The 19,192-nt window shown below is 55.5% G+C and carries 19 protein-coding genes and 1 other annotated feature; of the genes, 7 read left to right on the top strand and 12 right to left on the bottom strand.

All coding sequences use genetic code 11. From position 1 onward, the window contains the following. Positions 1 to 36: 36 nt before the first annotated feature. The 3 genes from QMG44_RS08885 to QMG44_RS08875 form a co-directional block, all read right to left on the bottom strand. Complete coding sequence (locus tag QMG44_RS08885) at positions 37 to 381, bottom strand: carboxymuconolactone decarboxylase family protein (protein WP_086532440.1); 345 nt, start codon at positions 379 to 381, stop codon at positions 37 to 39. A 38-nt stretch (positions 382 to 419) separates the two neighbouring features. Beyond that, entirely contained in the window at positions 420 to 701 is a 282-nt protein-coding gene (locus QMG44_RS08880) for a hypothetical protein (RefSeq protein WP_014170391.1), read from the bottom strand. A gap of 215 nt (positions 702 to 916) precedes the next feature. Further along, positions 917 to 1,831: a LysR substrate-binding domain-containing protein gene (locus QMG44_RS08875; protein WP_014170388.1), complete on the bottom strand. Its 915-nt coding sequence runs from the start codon at positions 1,829 to 1,831 to the stop codon at positions 917 to 919. A gap of 176 nt (positions 1,832 to 2,007) precedes the next feature. Between QMG44_RS08875 and QMG44_RS08870 the strand changes: the two genes are divergently transcribed. Next, positions 2,008 to 2,784: an SDR family NAD(P)-dependent oxidoreductase gene (locus tag QMG44_RS08870; RefSeq protein ID WP_086532441.1), complete on the top strand. Its 777-nt coding sequence runs from the start codon at positions 2,008 to 2,010 to the stop codon at positions 2,782 to 2,784. A gap of 25 nt (positions 2,785 to 2,809) precedes the next feature. Beyond that, positions 2,810 to 3,838, top strand: a complete 1,029-nt coding sequence (locus tag QMG44_RS08865) for a zinc-binding dehydrogenase (protein ID WP_086532442.1) — start codon at positions 2,810 to 2,812, stop codon at positions 3,836 to 3,838. Between the two features lie 43 nt (positions 3,839 to 3,881). Here QMG44_RS08865 and trpA read toward each other — a convergent pair whose 3' ends face one another. The 6 genes from trpA to trpL form a co-directional block, all read right to left on the bottom strand. Then, entirely contained in the window at positions 3,882 to 4,691 is an 810-nt protein-coding gene (gene trpA, locus QMG44_RS08860) for a tryptophan synthase subunit alpha (protein ID WP_014170385.1), read from the bottom strand. Further along, positions 4,691 to 5,884 (bottom strand): tryptophan synthase subunit beta, encoded by a 1,194-nt coding sequence (trpB, locus tag QMG44_RS08855; RefSeq protein WP_020882431.1) that lies wholly within the window; start codon positions 5,882 to 5,884, stop codon positions 4,691 to 4,693. The genes trpA and trpB overlap by 1 nt, the downstream gene beginning before the upstream one ends. A gap of 10 nt (positions 5,885 to 5,894) precedes the next feature. Continuing rightward, the gene (gene trpCF / locus QMG44_RS08850) at positions 5,895 to 7,253 is read right to left on the bottom strand and encodes a bifunctional indole-3-glycerol-phosphate synthase TrpC/phosphoribosylanthranilate isomerase TrpF (RefSeq protein ID WP_014170383.1); all 1,359 of its coding nucleotides are present in this window, start codon (positions 7,251 to 7,253) and stop codon (positions 5,895 to 5,897) included. Positions 7,254 to 7,256: 3 nt separating this feature from the next. Beyond that, entirely contained in the window at positions 7,257 to 8,852 is a 1,596-nt protein-coding gene (gene trpD, locus QMG44_RS08845) for a bifunctional anthranilate synthase glutamate amidotransferase component TrpG/anthranilate phosphoribosyltransferase TrpD (RefSeq protein ID WP_014170382.1), read from the bottom strand. Beyond that, the gene (locus QMG44_RS08840; protein WP_025203978.1) at positions 8,852 to 10,414 is read right to left on the bottom strand and encodes an anthranilate synthase component 1; all 1,563 of its coding nucleotides are present in this window, start codon (positions 10,412 to 10,414) and stop codon (positions 8,852 to 8,854) included. The genes trpD and QMG44_RS08840 overlap by 1 nt, the downstream gene beginning before the upstream one ends. A 25-nt stretch (positions 10,415 to 10,439) precedes the next feature. Continuing rightward, positions 10,440 to 10,534: a sequence feature (Trp leader region), on the bottom strand. After that, positions 10,511 to 10,555: a trp operon leader peptide gene (gene trpL, locus QMG44_RS24295; RefSeq protein WP_106993556.1), complete on the bottom strand. Its 45-nt coding sequence runs from the start codon at positions 10,553 to 10,555 to the stop codon at positions 10,511 to 10,513. (Overlaps the previous feature by 24 nt.) A 127-nt stretch (positions 10,556 to 10,682) precedes the next feature. Here trpL and rnm point away from each other — a divergent pair, with 127 nt between their 5' ends. The 3 genes from rnm (at position 10,683) to rluB (ending at position 13,165) form a co-directional block, all read left to right on the top strand. Continuing rightward, positions 10,683 to 11,576, top strand: coding sequence for an RNase RNM (gene rnm / locus QMG44_RS08835; protein WP_123266838.1), 894 nt, complete (start codon positions 10,683 to 10,685; stop codon positions 11,574 to 11,576). After that, positions 11,573 to 12,193 (top strand): L-threonylcarbamoyladenylate synthase, encoded by a 621-nt coding sequence (locus tag QMG44_RS08830; RefSeq protein ID WP_003856793.1) that lies wholly within the window; start codon positions 11,573 to 11,575, stop codon positions 12,191 to 12,193. The genes rnm and QMG44_RS08830 overlap by 4 nt, the downstream gene beginning before the upstream one ends. Positions 12,194 to 12,289: 96 nt before the next feature. Beyond that, entirely contained in the window at positions 12,290 to 13,165 is an 876-nt protein-coding gene (gene rluB, locus QMG44_RS08825; RefSeq protein ID WP_008502809.1) for a 23S rRNA pseudouridine(2605) synthase RluB, read from the top strand. Positions 13,166 to 13,200: 35 nt separating this feature from the next. Here the strand turns inward: rluB and cobO are convergent, their stop codons facing one another. Next, positions 13,201 to 13,791: a cob(I)yrinic acid a,c-diamide adenosyltransferase gene (cobO, locus tag QMG44_RS08820; protein ID WP_020882435.1), complete on the bottom strand. Its 591-nt coding sequence runs from the start codon at positions 13,789 to 13,791 to the stop codon at positions 13,201 to 13,203. After that, the gene (locus tag QMG44_RS08815) at positions 13,788 to 14,549 is read right to left on the bottom strand and encodes a YciK family oxidoreductase (RefSeq protein ID WP_020882436.1); all 762 of its coding nucleotides are present in this window, start codon (positions 14,547 to 14,549) and stop codon (positions 13,788 to 13,790) included. Before QMG44_RS08815 ends, cobO begins: the two co-directional genes overlap by 4 nt. 250 nt (positions 14,550 to 14,799) lie before the next feature. Here QMG44_RS08815 and sohB point away from each other — a divergent pair, with 250 nt between their 5' ends. Further along, a complete protein-coding gene (gene sohB, locus QMG44_RS08810) occupies positions 14,800 to 15,846 on the top strand; it encodes a protease SohB (RefSeq protein ID WP_086532925.1) in 1,047 nt (348 codons plus the stop codon). A gap of 34 nt (positions 15,847 to 15,880) precedes the next feature. Here sohB and QMG44_RS08805 read toward each other — a convergent pair whose 3' ends face one another. Further along, complete coding sequence (locus QMG44_RS08805; RefSeq protein WP_020882438.1) at positions 15,881 to 16,132, bottom strand: YciN family protein; 252 nt, start codon at positions 16,130 to 16,132, stop codon at positions 15,881 to 15,883. Positions 16,133 to 16,531: 399 nt separating this feature from the next. Here QMG44_RS08805 and topA point away from each other — a divergent pair, with 399 nt between their 5' ends. Then, positions 16,532 to 19,129 carry a type I DNA topoisomerase gene (gene topA, locus QMG44_RS08800; protein WP_020882439.1) on the top strand — a complete coding sequence of 866 codons (2,598 nt, stop codon included), beginning with the start codon at positions 16,532 to 16,534 and terminating at the stop codon, positions 19,127 to 19,129. Positions 19,130 to 19,192: the final 63 nt, after the last annotated feature.

The raw sequence follows: 19,192 nt of genomic DNA, 5'->3' as shown, positions 1-19,192 counted from the left end.
TCATTAAACGGCACCGCAGCGGTGCCGTATGCAGGTTTATTTTGTTGGCAGGTTGTCAAAAACATCCAGAGCCCGGGCGGTATAGGTTAACGCAGCACCGGCGTTCAGACTGATGGCAACGGAAAGCGCTTCAGCTATCTCTTCACGCGTTGCGCCTTTCTTAACCGCAGCTTCCACATGTACCGCCAGGCAACCATCACAGCGAGTGGTAACGGCAACAGCCAGCGCAATCAGTTCGTGGGTCTTGGGATTAAGGTGCTGATTTTCAGAAGCCCCTTTATCCATCTGCTGTAAGCCTTTCATAAATTCAGGCTGCAGTCTGGCAAATTTCCCGACGGTGGCCAGCAGGCTGGTGCGATATTCATTCCAGTTTAAAAACATTCATAGCTCCGGTACGTGTAGGTTTCAGAAAATGCCCGTTACAGGACGTCGTAAATGCGGATTTCAGGCGCGCTGTTCAGATATGGTTTCAGTGCTTCAACGACGTCCTGGGTGAAAAGCGGACTGCTGAGATACGCCTGTGCCTGGGACACGGTTTTAAATCCGTGCAGGACCTGTACGTCCTCGTCACGAACAAGCAGTTCTTTAGAGGTGGCACCGTCGATGGTGGTCAGGAACGGGGTTTTGTATTGCTGGTAGACCCCGGCGGCTGCCGCACGGTTTTCATTACTGATATCAAGGCTGATTTGCAGATAAGCCATCGTTCTCTCCTTCGCTCAGGGTTAAGGCAAGGCGGCCGGATAAGGTACCGGTCTGCTTTACCGTTCGTTGAGGGCGATTATGAGAAAGCCGGTTATCTTCAACAAATCAGTTAATCTTGCGTTGCAGAAAAGAAAAACTATGTCGGGCGTCTGAGGAGAGAAGCATCATGCCGGTACGCGATGACCCTTGCCGCATGATGCTTAAAAAAGGCGGGTTATGGATTGTCAGAGACCACGTCATGAAGAAGCCAGTCGTGAAATATTTTTACTTCTTCACGCATGGCGGTGTGCTGCGGGGTCACCAGGTAGTAAGACCATGTTAACGGCCAGCGATGGTCTGGGTGCAATTGAACCAGTTGCCCGGTTTCAATCAGCTGTTTCACCAGCGCGTGACGTACAATCGCCACCCCCCGGCCGCTCAGGGCCGAGAGAATCACGGCGGAGGTGGAGTTAATATGCAGCCTGCTTTCCAGCGCGCCAGGGGCATTGACGGTACGGAGAACGTCGTCCCATGAGGGAAAATTCGCGCCCGGGTGCGGCGTGTCATCGTGGATCAGCTTCTGCGTGGCGAGCCAGTCACCACAGGCAATTTTCTCCGGAGGCACCAGGCGGGGGCTACAGACCAGCACCGCCTCTTCATCCATCAGCCAGGTTTTATTCACACCGGGCCAGTCTCCCTGTCCGCAGCGAATGCCGATATCCGCCTCGCCGTGCGATACGTCCATCAGCTTTTCCGTGACGTTAAGCCGCAGATCGATTGTGTCATGCGTTTCTGAGAACCGGTTAAGACGCTCCATCAGCCAGTTCATCATCAATACCTGAGAGGCGGTGACGACCACGACAGAACGTGCGCGACGCCCGCGCAGTTTGTTTAACCCGCTTTCCAGCTTGTCCAGGCCCTGCGTAATGTCCTGCAGCGCATCCTGAGCCTCATCCACCAGCGTCAGGCGCTCCTTACCCGACCGCGTACGGCGAAGCAGCGGATGGCCAACCCAGTCTTCGAGCGAACGAACAAGCTGGCCTACTGCGGCAGGCGTCACGCCAAGCTCTTGCGCTGCACCGGTAAAGCTGCCGTGACGGGCGGTCGCTTCAAAAGCATGTAGCCATTTAAGTCTGTTCAGGGAACGCATTGCAGGTACTCCGATTTATTCTTTCTTTCAGTATACCTGAGCGAAGAAGATTTTCTTTCCTGTGTCGCAATTTCTTCTCAGTCGTCAACCCTGATGCAGGGTGGCATTCTGGATGCACACGATGAGGAGCGAGGCTTTTCATCAATGACAACCAAATGTTTTAAAAGAGGTTAGCGATGAACGCATCTTTTGCCGGTAAAAAGCTGTTAGTGGTCGGTGGTACAAGCGGTATGGGCTTCGAAACGGCGAAGCGGGTTCTGAAACACGGTGGCAGCGTGGTGCTGGTGGGGAACCGCAAGGACAAAGCGGAGCAGGCTCGTCAGGCGCTGGCGGTCGACGGGCCGGTATCCATCATCGTGGCTGACCTGATGAAAGAAGAGGGTATGCAGCACGTGATGAATACCCTCAATGCTGAACACAAAGACATCAGCCTGCTGGTCAATGCCGCTGGCGTGTTCTTCCCGAAACCGTTTACTGAACATGAAGCGTCAGATTACGACATGTACATGAGCATCAACCGCGCAACCTTCTTCATCACCCGTGATGTGGTGCGCAATATGGTTGATGCCGGTATTAAAGGCTCCATCGTCAATATCGGCTCTATGTGGGCACAGCAGGCCATCGGGGCCACGCCGTCTTCCGCATATTCCATGGCGAAAGCCGGCCTGCATGCGTGGACCAAAAACCTGGCTATTGAGCTGGGCGGGAAAGGCATTCGCGTCAATGCCGTGTCTCCGGCCGTTGTTCACACGCCAATTTATGAAGGCTTCATCCCGAAAGACGATGTAAAAGAGGTGATGAACAGCTTCGACAGCTTCCATCCGATTGGCCGCGTGGGTACACCGGGCGATGTGGCTGAAACGGTTGCCTTCCTGCTTTCTGACAAGACAGGCTGGGTCACCGGCGCAATCTGGGACATTGACGGCGGCGTCATGGCTGGCCGTAACGCCTAATACACCGCTCATCACAGGTGATACCGTGAATAAAACTTTTCGTGCTATGCAGGTTTCCTCGCCGGGCGTGCTTGAAATGGTCGTCAGACCGTTGCCCGAGCCGGGACCCGAGGACGTACTGATTAAAATTGAGGTATGCGGCGTTTGTGGTGCCGATCTTCAGGATGCGGAGAAGGTACCGGAAGCGGGGCAGCCCGGGCGCATTCCGGGCCATGAAATTGTGGGCCACATTACCCGGAAAGGAGATGCAGTTCCCGGGATCTGGCACACCGGTCAGCGCGTGGGCGTCGGGCGTCTTGGGGGATATTGCCAGCATTGCCCGCCTTGCCGCAACGGGCTTTTTCACCTGTGTGAAAATCAGCTAACGCCGGGGCTGAGCTGTGACGGAGGTTACGCCGAGTATGTTGTTATCCGCCATACCGCGCTGATTGCCATTCCTTCAGCGCTCGCTTCCGTTCACGCGGCCCCGATCTTGTGCGCCGGTACGGCAACCTTTAACGCGTTGCGTCAATCCGGTGCCAGCGCGGGAGACAGGGCGGCTATTCTCGGTATTGGTGGCTTAGGCCATATGGCGATTCAGTACGCCCGGAGGATGGGGTTTGAGGTTATCGTGATTGCGCGCGGCAGTGAAAAGGCGCATGACGCTTTACAGCTGGGCGCCCATCACTATATCGATGCGCAGACGGAAAACGCGGCGGAACGGCTGAGAGCGGAAGGCGGTGTCGAGATTATTGTGGCCACTGCCCCGGATGCAGACGCGGTTTCAGCGTTATTGCCAGCCCTGGCCCCCAGAGGAAAAGCGATCCTGTTGGGTGCCGGACGCACACCGTTGCAGGTCATGCCGGGTATGATGATTGGCGCGGAACGCACCCTGACCGGTTCATTTGTCAGCACCCCGTCGCAAACCGAACGCGCGCTGCGTTTCAGCCACCTCTTTCAGACGCTGCCAGTCACAGAGCTGATGCCCTTTGAACAGGCAAATGAGGCGCTCGACAGGTTACGGCAGGGAAAGGCGCGCTACCGGATAGTGCTTACGATGAACCCGGATAACTGATCGGCAGAAACACCGTCTGGCGGGGAGCCAGACGGTGGAGAGGTTACGCTTTACGCGTTGCCGCTTTCATTGCGCTCACAAACGTTTTCAGCTCAGCCAGCATTTGCTCTGGCTTGTCCACGTTCTTCTCAATGATTTTAACGATAGCGGAGCCTGAGATTGCACCGGCTGCGTTAGCGTCAATTGCCGCCGTGACCTGATCGGGAGATGAAATCCCAAAGCCCTGCAGCGGAGGGGCCGCGTGGTATTCAGCCAGCTTCTCGACCAGATGATGCAGAGGCAGCGCCGCTTTGTTCTCCGCGCCGGTTACACCCGCACGGGAGAGCAGGTAGGTATACCCGCGACCATAAGAGGCAATCTGGCGCAGCAGTTCATCATCGGCGTTTGGCGGGCAGATGAAGATAGGTGCCACGTTATGGCGCATCGCCGCCTGGCGGAACGGCGCAGATTCTTCAACCGGTACGTCTGCCACCAGCACCGAGTCAACGCCCACGCGCGCGCATTCTGCATAAAAGGTATCAATACCGCGACTGAAGACCAGGTTGGCATACATCAACAGGCCAATCGGAATGGTCGGGTGCTTCTGGCGGATAGCGGCCAGCATCTCAAAACATTGCCCCGGGGTGACACCGGCCGCGAATGCCCGCAGCGTTGCGTTCTGGATAGTCGGGCCATCGGCCAGAGGATCGGAAAACGGAATACCCAGTTCCAGCGCATCGGCACCGGCCTCAATCAGGGTGTCGATAATTTTCAGCGACTGCTCAGGACCCGGATCACCCAGCGTCACGAAGGGAACGAACGCGCCTTCCTGGCGAGATTTCAGTGCTGCAAATGCGTTATCGTAGCGTTCCATCAGATTTCCCCTCGTGCTTTCAAAATATCGTGAACGGTGAAGATGTCTTTATCACCGCGACCGGAAAGGTTAACCACCAGCAGTTGCTCTTTTTCCGGGTTCTCTTTCATCATTTTTAGCGCATGCGCCAGGGCGTGAGAGGACTCCAGAGCAGGAATGATCCCTTCGTGGCGACAGAGCGTTTTAAACGCCTCCAGGGCTTCGTCATCGGTAATGGAAACGTAGTCTGCACGACCGGTGCTGTTCAGGAAGGCGTGCTGAGGCCCAACGGAAGGGAAATCCAGGCCTGCCGAGATAGAGTATGACTCTTCAATCTGGCCGTCATCGGTCTGCATCATCGGCGCTTTCATACCGAAGTAGATCCCGACGCGACCATGTTTCAACGGTGCGCCGTGCTCACCGGTTTCAATCCCGTGGCCTGCAGGTTCAACGCCAATCAGCCCGACGCTGGTTTCGTCGATGAAATCAGCGAACATGCCGATAGCGTTAGAGCCACCGCCAACGCAGGCGATCACCGCATCCGGCAGGCGACCCTCTTTTTCCAGGATCTGCGCTTTGGTCTCTTCGCCAATCATGCGCTGGAATTCACGCACAATCGTCGGGAATGGGTGCGGGCCTGCAGCGGTGCCAAGCATATAGTGCGCGGTTTCATAGCTGCCAGACCAGTCGCGCAGCGCTTCGTTACACGCATCCTTCAGCGTCGCGGAGCCGCTGTGCACCGGGATCACTTCTGCGCCCATCAGACGCATACGGAATACGTTAGGCGACTGGCGCTCAACGTCTTTTGCGCCCATGTAAATGCGGCATTTCAGACCGAGAAGGGCGCTGGCAAGGGCTGATGCCACTCCGTGCTGGCCTGCGCCAGTTTCAGCGATGATTTCGGTTTTACCCATCCGTTTTGCAAGCAGCGCCTGACCCAACACCTGGTTGGTTTTATGCGCACCGCCGTGCAGCAAATCTTCACGCTTAAGATACAGCGTGGTTTTGGTGCCTTCGGTCAGGTTGCGGCATTTCGTCAGGGCCGTTGGACGGCCAGCGTAGTTTTTCAGCAGGTCGGTAAACTCAGCCTGAAACGCCGGATCTTTCTGCGCGCTCACGAACGCTTCTTCCAGCTGGCGCAGGGCGGGCATCAGGATTTGCGGGACGTACATCCCGCCGAATTCACCAAAATAGGGGTTTAGTAATGTCGTCATCTTCTCTTCCTTAATATGCACGCAGAGTTTTAAATACCGAGGCCAGCTTACTGGCATCTTTGATGCCCGGTTGCGACTCTACGCCTGAATTGAAATCGAGGCCCGCGCAGCCCGCTTTGGCGGCTTCCACGCAGTTATCCGGGCTAAGTCCACCCGCCAGCAAAACATTGTCCAGCACTTCGCCGTGCAACAGGGACCAGTCAAAACGCTGTCCCGTGCCGCCCTGGCCGTTATCGAGTACGTATTTATCAACATGATTCAGGTTACGCTCAGGCAACCTGTCGCCCACGCTCTGCGCTTTCCAGATTTGCACCTGAGGTGCAAGCGCGCTGCGCAGGGCATCGATATAGGCCTGATCTTCGTTGCCATGAAGCTGTACCGCATGCAGAGATAACGCTTCGGCTTTGGCTACCACGTCGGCGATATCCGCGTTGCGAAAGACCCCCACATAGCTGAGTGGCGCTGCCGTCATCACCTGACGCGCCTGCGCTTCGGTCACCACGCGCGGGGAGGAGGCGACAAAAATCAGCCCGCCGTAAATCGCACCGGCTTCATACGCAGCCAGGGCATCCTCTTCACGGGTTAAGCCGCACACTTTGTTTTCACCCAAGAGTACGCGGCGCACCGCGGCGTTGAGATCGTCATGTTCCATCATTGCAGAACCAATCAGGAAACCGTTGGCGAAATGGCTCAATTCGCGGACCTGTGCGTAGCTGTTAATACCGGATTCACTGATCACGGTGACGCCAGAGCCCAGACGCGGCGCCAGCTGGCGCGTGCGGTTCAGGTCAATCGACAGGTCACGCAGATCGCGGTTGTTGATGCCGACCACTTTGGCTTTCAGCGCAATGGCGCGTTCCAGCTCCTCTTCGTTGCTCACTTCGGTCAGCACGCCCATGTTCAGACTGTGCGCGACTGCAGCGAGCTGGCGATACTGTTCGTCATCCAGCACTGAGAGCATCAGCAGGCAGGCATCGGCCTGGTAAAAGCGTGCCAGCCAGATCTGATACGGGTCGATAATAAAGTCTTTGCACAGGATCGGTTGTGGCGCGATCCCGCTGACAACGGGCAGGAAATCGAAGCTGCCCTGGAAATACTTCTCATCCGTCAGCACGGAGATAGCTGACGCATGATGTTTGTAGATACCGGCAATTCGCGCCGGATCGAAATCGTCACGGATAACGCCTTTCGACGGAGACGCTTTTTTGCACTCAAGAATAAACGCGGTGCGTGCGCCCTGCAGAGCATCATAGAAACGACGGCTGCTCGGGACAACGTCATTCTGGAAGCTGGCCAGCGGCTGCTGTGCTTTACGTGCTTCCACCCAGATGGCCTTATCGGCAACGATTTTCGCTAAAACGGTCTGCATTCTTTACCCTCTTGCCGCAAGTGCGGTAACGCGATCGTAAGCTGCACCTGAGCGCAGTACGTTCAGAACTTTTTGTGCGTTGGCTTTGAGGTCTTCCTCGCCGTGCAAACGCATCAGCATCGCGACGTTGGCAGCCACGGCGGCCTCGTGGGCGACCTCACCTTTACCTTGTAATAAGCGCGTCAGAATGTCACGGTTTTCTTCAGGCGTGCCGCCCGCCAGCGCTTCCTGATGGTAAGGCGTTAAACCAAAGTCGCTCGCCTCCAGCTGATAGCTCAGGATTTCACCGTCGCGAAGTTCGGCCACCAGCGTTGGCGCATGCAGCGACACTTCATCCATTCCCCCACTGTGAACCACCGCGGCACGTTGATAACCCAACACGCGCAGGGTCTCTGCAATCGGCAGAACCAGCTCCGGGCTGTAGACGCCAATCAGCGCCAGCGGCGGATGGGCCGGGTTGATCAGCGGGCCGAGCACGTTAAACAGCGTGCGGGTTTTAAGCTGCTGGCGAACCGGCATCGCATGGCGGAAACCGGTGTGATATTTCGGCGCAAACAGGAAGCAGACGCCCAGGTCGTCCAGGGCTTCACGCGAACGTTCGGCGTTCATCTCGAGATTGATGCCGAATGCGGCCAGCAGGTCCGACGATCCCGACCGGCTGGAGACGCTGCGGTTACCGTGCTTTGCCACTTTCAAACCACAGGCAGCCGCCACGAAGGCGCTGGCGGTGGAGATATTGATGCTGTTGCTGCCGTCACCACCGGTACCGACGATATCCGCAAACATGTAGTCCGGGCGCGGGAACGGGGCGGCATTTTCCAGCAGCGCCGTTGCCGCACCGGCAATTTCCTGCGGGCTTTCACCGCGAACTTTCATGCTCACCAGCGCGGCCGCCAGTTGTTCAGGCTTCAGTTCACCACGAACCACGGCGGAGAAGAGCTGGTGGCTCTCCTGCTGGCTCAGGGTCTGTGCCTGGTACAATTTTTCCAGAACAGGTTGCAGGGTGTTGGTCTGTTCCAGTTTCTGCAGCGCCCAGTCCAGGGTCTGTTCCAGCAGACGCGCGCCGTGAGAGGTGAGGATTGACTCCGGATGGAACTGCATCCCACAGACACGATCGGTATCGTGACGTACGGCCATCACCATGCCTTCGAACGAGGCGTTAATGGTCAGGCCTGCCGGGATGTTGCTGCCGACCAGCGAGTGGTAGCGCGCCACCGGCAGCGGATTCGGCAGCCCGGCAAACATCGCCTGACCGTCATGTTCAATGCTGGAGGCTTTACCGTGCAGGATTTCACCCGCCTGGCCGACGTATCCGCCATAGGCTTCAACAATCGCCTGATGCCCGAGGCAGATGCCGATAATAGGCAACTTGCCGCGCATACGGGTCAGCAGTTCAGGCATACAGCCCGCTTCACTGGGGGCGCCGGGGCCAGGAGAGAGCATCAGCACCGGGTTTTGCATGGTTGCCAGACGCTCAATCAGGGTTTGCGCCGGTACGTGGTTACGATAGATAACGACGTTGTGACCATTCGCACGCAGCTGATCTGCCAGGTTATAGGTAAAGGAGTCGATGTTATCGAGCAGCAGAATGTCAGCCATCAGAAAATCTCCTGTGCATGGTGTGCGGTAGCGATGGCGCGCAATACCGCGCGAGCTTTATTGCGCGTTTCGTCAGCTTCAGACTGCGGAACAGAATCAAGAACCACCCCGGCGCCCGCCTGGACGGTGGCAATGCCGTCTTCAACATAGGCAGAGCGGATAACGATGCAGGTATCAAGGTCACCGTGCGCGGTGAAATAACCCACCGCACCGCCATAGCTGCCGCGACGGCGCCCTTCGGCGGCGGCGATAAGCTGCATCGCACGGACTTTCGGCGCACCGCTCAGGGTGCCCATGTTCATGCAGGCGCGATAGGCGTGCAGCACGTCGAGGTCGTTGCGCAGTTCACCCACCACGCGGGAGACCAGGTGCATCACGAAGGAGTAACGGTCGACTTTCGTTAAGTCAGCCACATAGCGGCTGCCGGGAGTACAAATGCGGGCCAGATCGTTACGCGCCAGGTCAACCAGCATCAGGTGCTCGGAGAGCTCTTTGTGGTCGGTGCGCATTTCCAGTTCGATACGGCTGTCGAGATCGCGATCCAGAGAGCCATCGGCGCGACGCCCGCGCGGACGTGTACCGGCAATCGGGTAGATCTCGATCTGGCGGCTGGTGGCGTCGTATTTCAGGGAGCTTTCCGGTGACGCACCAAACAGGGTGAACTCGTTATCCTGCATAAAGAACATATACGGGCTTGGGTTGCTCTTTTTCAGCACGTCATAGGCCGCCAGCGGCGACGGGCAGGGCAGTGAGAAACGACGGGACGGGACGACCTGGAAAATTTCCCCGGCGCGAATCGCCTTTTGCATCTGACGCACCACGGCACCGTACTGATCGTCGGTCTGGTTAACCTCACAGGTCATCTTCTCTACATGCTGAACCGGCAGTGCGGGTGGCGCTTCGGTCATTTGCTGTTGCAGCTGAGCAATGCGCTGCTCAAGACGTGTTTTCTCGGTCACGGATGGCGTGAACAGGCTCGCCTGAATACGGGTGTATTTTTTCTGATGGTCGATCACCAGCAGGGTTTCGGCCAGGTAGAAGCAGTAGTCAGGGCAGCGGTTGCCCTGTTCGGTTTCCGGCAGGTCTTCGAAACCGGCGACCAGATCGTAAGCAAACAGCCCGCCAAAGAACATCGCTTCGCGTTCATCTTCTGGTACCGAGACCAGGTTTTGCAGCAGGCGGAAGGCATCGAAGACTGACAAAGAACAGAGGCGTGCATCTTCGTCCAGCAGTTGGCTGACAGGCGGGAAATGCAGTACCCGCACTTCCGGGTGACGTTCATTCTCGATGCCCGCTGGGAGGGAGGCGTCCAGCAGTGGCAGCAGCGCGGCACCGTTCTCAGAGAGCGCCTTAATCGTGACAGTGTCACCCAGCGCGGTAATGCGCAAGGCGCTGTCGACCAGCAGCAGGCTCTTAAGATCGTCTTTACTGTCAATATCCGCGGATTCCAGCAGCAACGTTGCCGGACGCGCACCGCAGACCTGATGAAACAGCGCGGTTGGGTTGTGGCGATAGACCGCCTCGCAGGTCAGCAATTCGAGGTGTGGTTTGGCTGTTTGCATTATGTTGTTCTCATTTATTCTGTTCAAAAAAAAGCCCGCTTAGTCGCGGGCTGGGTATCTGTTTGCATTTTGCAGACGTGTGACACTGCCCGATAATCAGGATGTGCGCCACCAACCGTGCAGAGTGAAATGTGCTGTCATTTTCAGATACCTTTCTCGTGTGAACTTGCGTACTAGTTAACTGGTTCGATGGCAAGTTGTCAACCCTTGATTTCAGAATTTCGCGCCAAGCCGTTATCATAGGGGTTTCGGATGTCTTTAACCTGCTATGGGAAGTGCTTTGAGCGATACCACCTACGCCGTAATTTATGATTTACACAGCCATACTCAGGCCTCTGATGGCCTGCTGACACCCGAAGCCCTGGTTCATCGCGCCGTTGAAATGCGTGTCGGCACGCTGGCGATAACCGATCACGATACGACAGATGCTATTCCCGCGGCGCGCGCCGAAATTGCCCGCAGCGGACTGGCGCTGAATCTGGTGCCCGGCGTCGAAATTTCGACAGTCTGGGAAAATCACGAAATTCACATTGTTGGCCTCAATATCGATATTGAACATCCGGCAATGCGTGCGTTTTTGCAAGAACAAAAATCGCGCCGCAACGAACGCGCCGAAATGATTGGTGAGCGACTGGAAAAAGCGCATATTCCCGGAGCGCTGGAAGGTGCACAGAAACTGGCAAACGGTGGGGCGGTGACGCGCGGCCATTTTGCCCGTTTTCTGGTTGAGGCGGGTAAAGCCACAACGATGGCGGACGTGTTTAAAAAATATCTGGCACGCGGGAAAACCGGTTACGTTCCGCCACAGTGGTGTACAATAAAACAAGCTATTGATGTCATTCATCATTCTGGCGGTAAGGCCGTGCTCGCCCATCCGGGGCGGTATAATCTTTCTGCTAAGTGGCTGAAAAGACTGCTGGCACACTTTGCCGAATGTGGCGGTGAGGCGATGGAAGTCGCCCAGTGTCAGCAGGCGGCCAATGAGCGTGCACAGCTCGCGACCTACGCTCGTCAGTTCGGTCTGCTGGGTTCGCAAGGGTCGGATTTCCATCAACCCTGTGCGTGGATCGAGCTGGGACGCAAGCTCTGGTTGCCCGCAGGCGTTGAGCCCGTCTGGCAGCTCTGGGAACAGCCGCAGAAAATTGAAGAGAGGGAAGTATGAGTCAGTTTTTCTATATTCATCCGGATAACCCGCAGCCACGCTTAATTAATCAGGCCGTGGAGATCGTTCGCAAAGGCGGCGTGATTGTCTACCCGACCGATTCTGGCTACGCGCTGGGCTGTAAAATTGAAGACAAAGGGGCGATGGAGCGCATTTGCCGCATTCGTCAGCTGCCGGACGGCCATAACTTTACCCTGATGTGCCGCGATCTTTCTGAACTGTCGACCTACGCGTATGTCGATAACGTGGCGTTTCGTCTGATCAAAAATAACACGCCGGGCAACTACACCTTTATTCTTAAAGGGACCAAGGAAGTGCCGCGCCGACTGTTACAGGAAAAGCGTAAAACCATCGGGATGCGCGTACCGTCCAACCCGATTGCGCAGGCGCTGCTGGAAACCCTCGGCGAGCCGATGCTTTCGACCTCTTTAATGTTGCCAGGCAGCGAGTTCACCGAATCCGATCCCGAAGAGATTAAAGACCGTCTGGAAAAGGTGGTCGAGTTAATTATTCATGGTGGCTACCTTGGTCAGCAGCCAACCACCGTTGTTGACTTAACCGAAGATGCGCCAGAAGTAATTCGTGAAGGCGTGGGTGATGTTAAGCCTTTCTTGTAAGGGTGTAAGCAGATATACTACGCGGCCATCAAAGCAGGGCTGAGCCCTCTTTTGACCTGATTCGACGCCTGTGAAGGCGACACCTGAGGAAGCTCAATGAGCGAGAAGTTACAGAAAGTGCTGGCGCGTGCCGGCCACGGTTCACGCCGTGAAATCGAAGCCATTATTGAAGCGGGTCGCGTGAGTGTGGACGGTAAAATCGCCACGCTGGGTGACCGCGTAGAAATCGTACCGGGATTGAAGATCCGCATCGACGGTCATCTTATCTCCGTGAAAGAGTCCGCTGAGCAGATTTGCCGTGTGCTGGCGTATTACAAGCCAGAAGGCGAGCTGTGTACGCGCAACGACCCTGAAGGTCGCCCGACGGTGTTTGACCGTCTGCCTAAACTGCGCGGCGCTCGCTGGATTGCCGTGGGTCGTCTGGACGTGAATACCTGCGGCCTGCTGCTGTTTACCACTGATGGTGAACTGGCAAACCGTCTGATGCACCCTAGCCGTGAAGTGGAACGCGAATACGCCGTGCGTGTCTTCGGCCAGGTTGATGAGAATAAACTGCGCGATCTGTCACGCGGCGTTCAGCTGGAAGACGGTCCTGCGGCATTTAAAACCATCAAATTTACCGGTGGCGAAGGCATTAACCAGTGGTACAACGTTACCCTGACTGAAGGCCGTAACCGTGAAGTGCGTCGTCTTTGGGAAGCGGTAGGCGTTCAGGTGAGCCGTCTGATCCGTGTCCGTTATGGCGACATCCTGCTGCCAAAAGGTCTGCCACGGGGTGGTTATACCGAGCTGGATCTGACACAGACTAACTACCTGCGTGAACTGGTTGGCCTGACGCCAGAAACCACCTCTAAAGTGGCGGTGGAAAAAGATCGTCGTCGTATGAAGGCGAATCAGATTCGTCGTGCGGTGAAACGCCATAGCCAGGTGAGCAGCAACCGCCGCTCTGGCAGCCGTAACAACAACGGTTAACATAAAAGCCCGGTGATGATCACCGGGCTTTTTTCTTAGTAATCAATACCGATTTGCGCTTTGATTCCCGCGTCAAATGCGTGTTTGACCGGACGCAGTTCGCTGACGGTATCAGCAAGCTCCAGTATTTCCCGATGACAGCCACGCCCCGTGACGATAACCGTCTGGTGCGCCGGGCGTTGTTGTAACGCCTCCAGTACCGCATCCAGCGGGAGATAGTCGTAGGCCACCATATAGGTTATCTCATCCAGCAGAACCATATTCAGGGCGGGGTCTGCCAGCATTCTTTTGGCGTGCTCCCAGACTGCAAGACAAGCTGCAGTATCGGTTTCCCGGTTCTGCGTATCCCATGTGAAACCTGTCGCCATCACCTGAAATTCAACGCCATGCGGTTCAAGCAGATTACGTTCGCCGTTCGGCCATTCGCCTTTGATGAACTGAATGACGCCCACTTTCTGCCCGTGACCGACAGCACGCGTGGCGGTGCCAAATGCCGCGGTAGTTTTACCTTTGCCGTTACCGGTAAAGACGATAATTATCCCGCGCTCGTCCTGTGCGGCCGCAACGCGCGCATCGACCTGTTCCTTCAGACGCTGCTGGCGTTGTTGATGGCGTTCTTCACTCATTGCGAAATCCCTGGTTTACGGCCCGGCTGGGCATCGAAGGTCATCCCCGTTTTACGACGGCTGTCGTCGCCCATCAGCCAGAGATAGAGCGGCATAATGTCTGCGGGTGTTTTCAGTTTCTGCGGGTCTTCCGACGGGAAGGCGCTGGCGCGCATTTTGGTGCGCGTTCCTCCCGGGTTAATGCAATTTACGCGCAGATGGCGGCTTTGATACTCTTCCGCCAGCACCTGCATCATCCCTTCAGTCGCGAATTTCGAGACGGCATATGCCCCCCAGTTGGCTCGACCTTCGCGGCCTACGCTTGAGGAGGTAAAGACCAGCGAGCCGGACTCGGATTTAAGTAATAAAGGAAGCAATGCCTGCGTCAGGAAAAACGTACCGTTGACGTTGACTTGCATCACCTGCTGCCAGATATCGGGATCCTGTTCATCCATAGGACGGACTTCTCCCAGCAAACCCGCATTGTGCAAGACACCGTCCAGCCGCGGATAGTGGGCGCTAATACGGTGAGCAAGCTCCTGGCACACTGCTGGCGTGCAGGTGAGTAAATCGAGGGTATACCACGGGGCCGGAATGCCGCCTGCCGCCTCTATTTCCTGCGCGACGCTTTTCAGTTTCTCTTCGTTACGACCAATAAGAATAACGCTCGCGCCATAGTCAGCGTAGGTCAGGGCCGCCTCGCGACCAATTCCGTCGCTGGCACCGGTGACCAGAATGATGCGATTTTGCAGCAGATTTTTTTGCGGTTGATAATGCACGGGGACTCCTCTGGCGCGCAGTGACGCAATGACGCCTTCTTTATGACTTTTCGGCTTTATGCCCGAATTAGCATGAGAATTCAATCAGTCTACAGGAGGCATTACTGTAAAATTAACAATTTGCAAATATTTAAACCCCCATGAGGGGATTCCTGAAGCAGGCTCGCAGAGGTAATGTCACGAGCGAGACGCATGGGCAGGGCTGTTGTACACTGCCGTGAAAGAATCGTGGTTAAACAAGGTGGAACGCGTGGAATTACTTTCTCAGTATGGGTTGTTTTTGGCCAAAATCGCAACGGTGGTGATTGCCATTGCGGTGATTGCCGTTCTGATTGTAAACCTGACGCAGCGTAAGCGTCAGCGTGGGGAGTTACGCATTACCCGCCTGAGTGAGCAGTATAAAGAGATGCAGGAAGATATGTCTCTGTCGCTGCTCGATAGCCATCAACAGAAGCAGTGGCTTAAAGCGCAGAAGAAAAAGCATAAACAGGAAGCCAAAGCGGCAAAAGCGAAAGCAAAGCTCAATGCACCGCAGGATGAGGCAAAGCCACGCGTCTATGTGCTCGACTTTAAAGGCAGCATGGATGCGCATGAAGTTTCTTCTTTGCGCGAAGAGGTCACTGCCGTTCTTGCCGTGGCAAAACCGCAGGATCAGGTGGTGGTGCGTCTTGAAAGCCCGGGCGGTGTGGTACACGGTTATGGACTGGCTGCGTCACAGCTGCAGCGCCTGCGTGAAAAACAGATCCCGCTGACCGTTGCGGTGGATAAAGTCGCTGCGAGCGGTGGCTACATGATGGCCTGCGTCGCGGATAAAATTGTGGCGGCACCGTTTTCTATTATTGGTTCAATCGGTGTGGTTGCGCAAATCCCTAACTTTAACCGCTTCCTCAAAAACAAAAAGATCGACATTGAACTGCACACGGCCGGGCAGTACAAACGCACTCTGACGCTGCTGGGGGAAAACACGGAAGAGGGGCGTCAGAAATTCCGTGAAGATCTCAATGAAACGCACCACCTCTTTAAAGACTTTGTGCACCGTATGCGCCCATCGCTCGATATTGAGCAGGTCGCGACGGGGGAGCACTGGTACGGGATCCAGGCCCAGGAGAAAGGACTGGTAGATGAAGTGGGCACCAGCGATGACCTGCTGCTGAACCTGATGGATGGCCGTGAGCTGGTGGGCGTGCGCTTTACGCAGCGCAAGCGTCTGCTCGATCGCTTTACCAACAGTGCGGCAGAAAGTGCCGATCGGCTGTTGCTCCGCTGGCTACAGCGCGGACAAAAACCGTTGCTGTAAACAAAAACGCGAGGCTCAGGCCTCGCGTTTTGCATTAATCAACCAGGTGATATTTCTCTGAAAGCGTATGCGCCAGGTATTTAAACATGTTAAACACGGCGGTGCTTTTCGGGGTAGGTAGCCCCTGTTCGTCAAGGAAGTATTCGCCGCTGAAAACCAGCACGCCATTACGCTGTTCTACGCCGGTGGCTTCAATGCCCGCCAGAGTATCTTCATGATCACGGATAAGCTTGTTTGCTTCGATAAGCAGAGAGACTCGGTCAATTGGTTGGGTCGTATTGTGCATAATCCACTCCTTAAACAGTGACAATAGTCTACGCCGAGGGCGCTTTGGGGGCAAATTTTCCCTGTAATCTGAGGGGATAAGGCGCAGGAGCCTGGCTGGCGTGATTTGCTTTTGCATGCTAATAAAGTTGCGTAACGGATTTTATCAGGTAGAGTGTGCGCTTTCGTCATTCTGGCAACAGAATTGCTTGACATTCGACCGGTAATTCGTCACGAATCATATGAGGCGTGAGAAAAATACCCGAAAACTCAATCACCTGGGCGTCTTTTCTCTGACGTTCGGTAAGACAAAGGGGTTGATATCCCCTGACGCAGTCGCAATATCAATGACGCGTCGTCAGTGGAAGGGAAATCAACGTGCGGCGTATTCCTGGAAGAATTAAATTAGGTAAAGGTGAATATGGGTAAAGCTCTCGTCATCGTTGAGTCCCCGGCAAAAGCCAAAACGATCAATAAGTATCTGGGTAATGACTACGTGGTTAAGTCCAGCGTGGGTCATATCCGCGATTTGCCGACCAGTGGCTCAGCCAGCAAAAAGAGCGCAGACTCTACCTCCACCAAAGGGGCTAAAAAGCCTAAAAAGGATGAACGTAGCGCGCTTGTCAACCGCATGGGTGTTAACCCATGGCACAACTGGGATGCACAATACGAAGTGCTGCCCGGGAAAGAAAAAGTCGTTAATGAGCTGAAGCAGCTTGCTGAAAAAGCAGACCACATCTATCTCGCAACCGACCTTGACCGCGAAGGGGAAGCCATTGCGTGGCACCTGCGGGAAGTTATCGGTGGTGATGACAAACGCTACAGCCGTGTAGTGTTTAACGAAATTACGAAGAATGCGATTCGTCAGGCGTTTGAAAAGCCGGGCGAACTGAACATTGACCGTGTAAACGCGCAGCAGGCACGTCGCTTTATGGACCGTGTTGTGGGCTACATGGTGTCTCCACTGCTGTGGAAAAAGATTGCCCGTGGTCTGTCCGCAGGCCGTGTGCAATCCGTTGCCGTGCGTCTTGTCGTTGAACGTGAACGCGAAATTAAAGCGTTTGTGCCAGAAGAGTTCTGGGAAGTCGACGCGAATGTCACCACGCCGGGCGGGGATGCTCTGCCGCTGCAGGTGAGCCATCAGAACGACAAGCCTTTCCGTCCTGAAAACCGTGACCAGACCATGGCCGCGGTGGCGCTGCTGGAAAAAGCACGCTATCAGGTTCTGGAGCGTGAAGATAAACCGACCAGCAGTAAGCCTGGCGCACCGTTTATTACTTCTACGCTGCAACAGGCCGCAAGCACGCGTCTGGGTTATGGTGTGAAGAAAACCATGATGATGGCCCAGCGCTTGTATGAAGCGGGTTACATCACCTACATGCGTACTGACTCGACTAACCTGAGTCAGGATGCGGTTAACATGGTGCGCGGCTATATCGGTGATAATTTCGGTAAGAAATACCTGCCGGAAAGCGCTAACCAGTACGCCAGCAAAGAGAACTCACAGGAAGCGCACGAAGCCATTCGTCCTTCTGACGTCTCTGTGTTAGCGGAATCCCTGAAGGATATGGAAGCCGACGCCCAGAAGCTGTACCAGCTTATCTGGCGCCAGTTCGTCGCGTGTCAAATGACACCCGCGCAGTATGATTCCACTACGCTTACCGTTGGTGCGGGTGATTTCCGTCTGAAAGCGCGTGGCCGTATCCTGCGTTTCGACGGCTGGACGAAGGTCATGCCTGCACTGCGAAAAGGCGACGAAGACCGAACGCTGCCCGCGGTGAACAAAGGGGATGAACTCTCTCTGGTTGACCTCGTGCCAGCTCAGCACTTTACCAAGCCGCCTGCGCGCTTTAGCGAAGCATCGCTGGTAAAAGAGCTGGAGAAACGCGGTATTGGTCGTCCGTCAACCTATGCGTCAATCATTTCGACCATTCAGGATCGTGGCTATGTGCGTGTTGAAAACCGCCGTTTCTACGCTGAAAAAATGGGTGAGATCGTAACCGACCGTCTGGAAGCCAACTTCCGCGAGTTAATGAACTACGACTTTACCGCACAGATGGAAGACAGCCTTGACCAGGTTGCCAGCCATCAGGCGGAATGGAAGAAAGTGCTCGACAGCTTCTTCAGCGACTTTACCAACCAGCTTGAAAAAGCGGAGAAAGATCCTGAAGAGGGCGGCATGCTGCCTAACCAGATGGTACTGACCAGCATAGATTGCCCAACCTGTGGCCGTAAGATGGGGATCCGTACTGCGACAACAGGTGTCTTCCTCGGTTGCTCAGGCTATGCGTTATCGCCGAAAGAGCGCTGCAAAACCACCATCAACCTGGTACCTGAGAACGAAGTTCTTAACGTGCTGGAAGGTGATGATGCAGAAACCAATGCCCTGCGTGCCAAACGTCGTTGTAAGAAATGTGGCACGGCGATGGACAGCTACCTGATCGATCCGAAACGTAAATTGCACGTCTGCGGGAATAACCCAACGTGTGATGGTTATGAGATCGAAGAGGGTGAGTTCCGCATCAAAGGCTATGACGGCCCTATCGTTGAGTGCGAGAAGTGTGGCTCGGAAATGCACCTGAAAATGGGGCGTTTCGGGAAATACATGGCGTGCACCAACGACGAGTGTAAGAACACCCGTAAGATTCTGCGTAACGGTGAAGTCGCGCCGCCGAAGGAAGATCCGGTTCCGCTGCCAGAATTGCCGTGTGAGAAGTCTGACGCCTATTTCGTGCTGCGTGACGGTGCTGCCGGGGTCTTCCTCGCGGCCAACACCTTCCCGAAATCGCGTGAAACCCGCGCGCCGCTGGTGGAAGAGCTGCATCGCTTCCGCGACCGTCTGCCTGAGAAACTGCGTTATCTGGCCGATGCGCCACAGCAGGATCCTGAAGGGAATAAAACGGTGGTACGTTTTAGCCGTAAAACAAAACAGCAGTACGTTGCGGCTGAGAAAGAGGGTAAAGCGACCGGCTGGTCCGCCTTCTTTGTCGACGGAAAATGGGTTGAAGGCAAGAAATAATCTTCCCTTACCGTAACTTACCTGTAAAAGGGCCGGACTTCCGGCCCTTTTTTATTACCTTGT

Origin of the sequence: Enterobacter sp. 200527-13 (assembly GCF_027924865.1) — a bacterium.
GTDB lineage: Bacteria > Pseudomonadota > Gammaproteobacteria > Enterobacterales > Enterobacteriaceae > Enterobacter > Enterobacter ludwigii.
Note: the sequence above shows the minus strand (reverse complement) of the source record. Positions and strands in the feature narration are given on the sequence as shown.

Coding starts and splice junctions, on each gene's coding strand:
- QMG44_RS08875 (WP_014170388.1), bottom strand. CDS start 1,831: ATGCGTTCCCTGAACAGACTTAAATGGCTACATGCTTTTGAAGCGACC.
- rluB (WP_008502809.1), top strand. CDS start 12,290: ATGAGCGAGAAGTTACAGAAAGTGCTGGCGCGTGCCGGCCACGGTTCA.
- QMG44_RS08870 (WP_086532441.1), top strand. CDS start 2,008: ATGAACGCATCTTTTGCCGGTAAAAAGCTGTTAGTGGTCGGTGGTACA.
- trpA (WP_014170385.1), bottom strand. CDS start 4,691: ATGGAACGCTACGATAACGCATTTGCAGCACTGAAATCTCGCCAGGAA.
- trpB (WP_020882431.1), bottom strand. CDS start 5,884: ATGACGACATTACTAAACCCCTATTTTGGTGAATTCGGCGGGATGTAC.
- QMG44_RS08840 (WP_025203978.1), bottom strand. CDS start 10,414: ATGCAAACAGCCAAACCACACCTCGAATTGCTGACCTGCGAGGCGGTC.
- rnm (WP_123266838.1), top strand. CDS start 10,683: ATGGGAAGTGCTTTGAGCGATACCACCTACGCCGTAATTTATGATTTA.
- QMG44_RS08830 (WP_003856793.1), top strand. CDS start 11,573: ATGAGTCAGTTTTTCTATATTCATCCGGATAACCCGCAGCCACGCTTA.
- QMG44_RS08880 (WP_014170391.1), bottom strand. CDS start 701: ATGGCTTATCTGCAAATCAGCCTTGATATCAGTAATGAAAACCGTGCG.
- trpD (WP_014170382.1), bottom strand. CDS start 8,852: ATGGCTGACATTCTGCTGCTCGATAACATCGACTCCTTTACCTATAAC.
- topA (WP_020882439.1), top strand. CDS start 16,532: ATGGGTAAAGCTCTCGTCATCGTTGAGTCCCCGGCAAAAGCCAAAACG.
- QMG44_RS08885 (WP_086532440.1), bottom strand. CDS start 381: ATGTTTTTAAACTGGAATGAATATCGCACCAGCCTGCTGGCCACCGTC.
- cobO (WP_020882435.1), bottom strand. CDS start 13,791: ATGAGTGAAGAACGCCATCAACAACGCCAGCAGCGTCTGAAGGAACAG.
- QMG44_RS08805 (WP_020882438.1), bottom strand. CDS start 16,132: ATGCACAATACGACCCAACCAATTGACCGAGTCTCTCTGCTTATCGAA.
- trpCF (WP_014170383.1), bottom strand. CDS start 7,253: ATGCAGACCGTTTTAGCGAAAATCGTTGCCGATAAGGCCATCTGGGTG.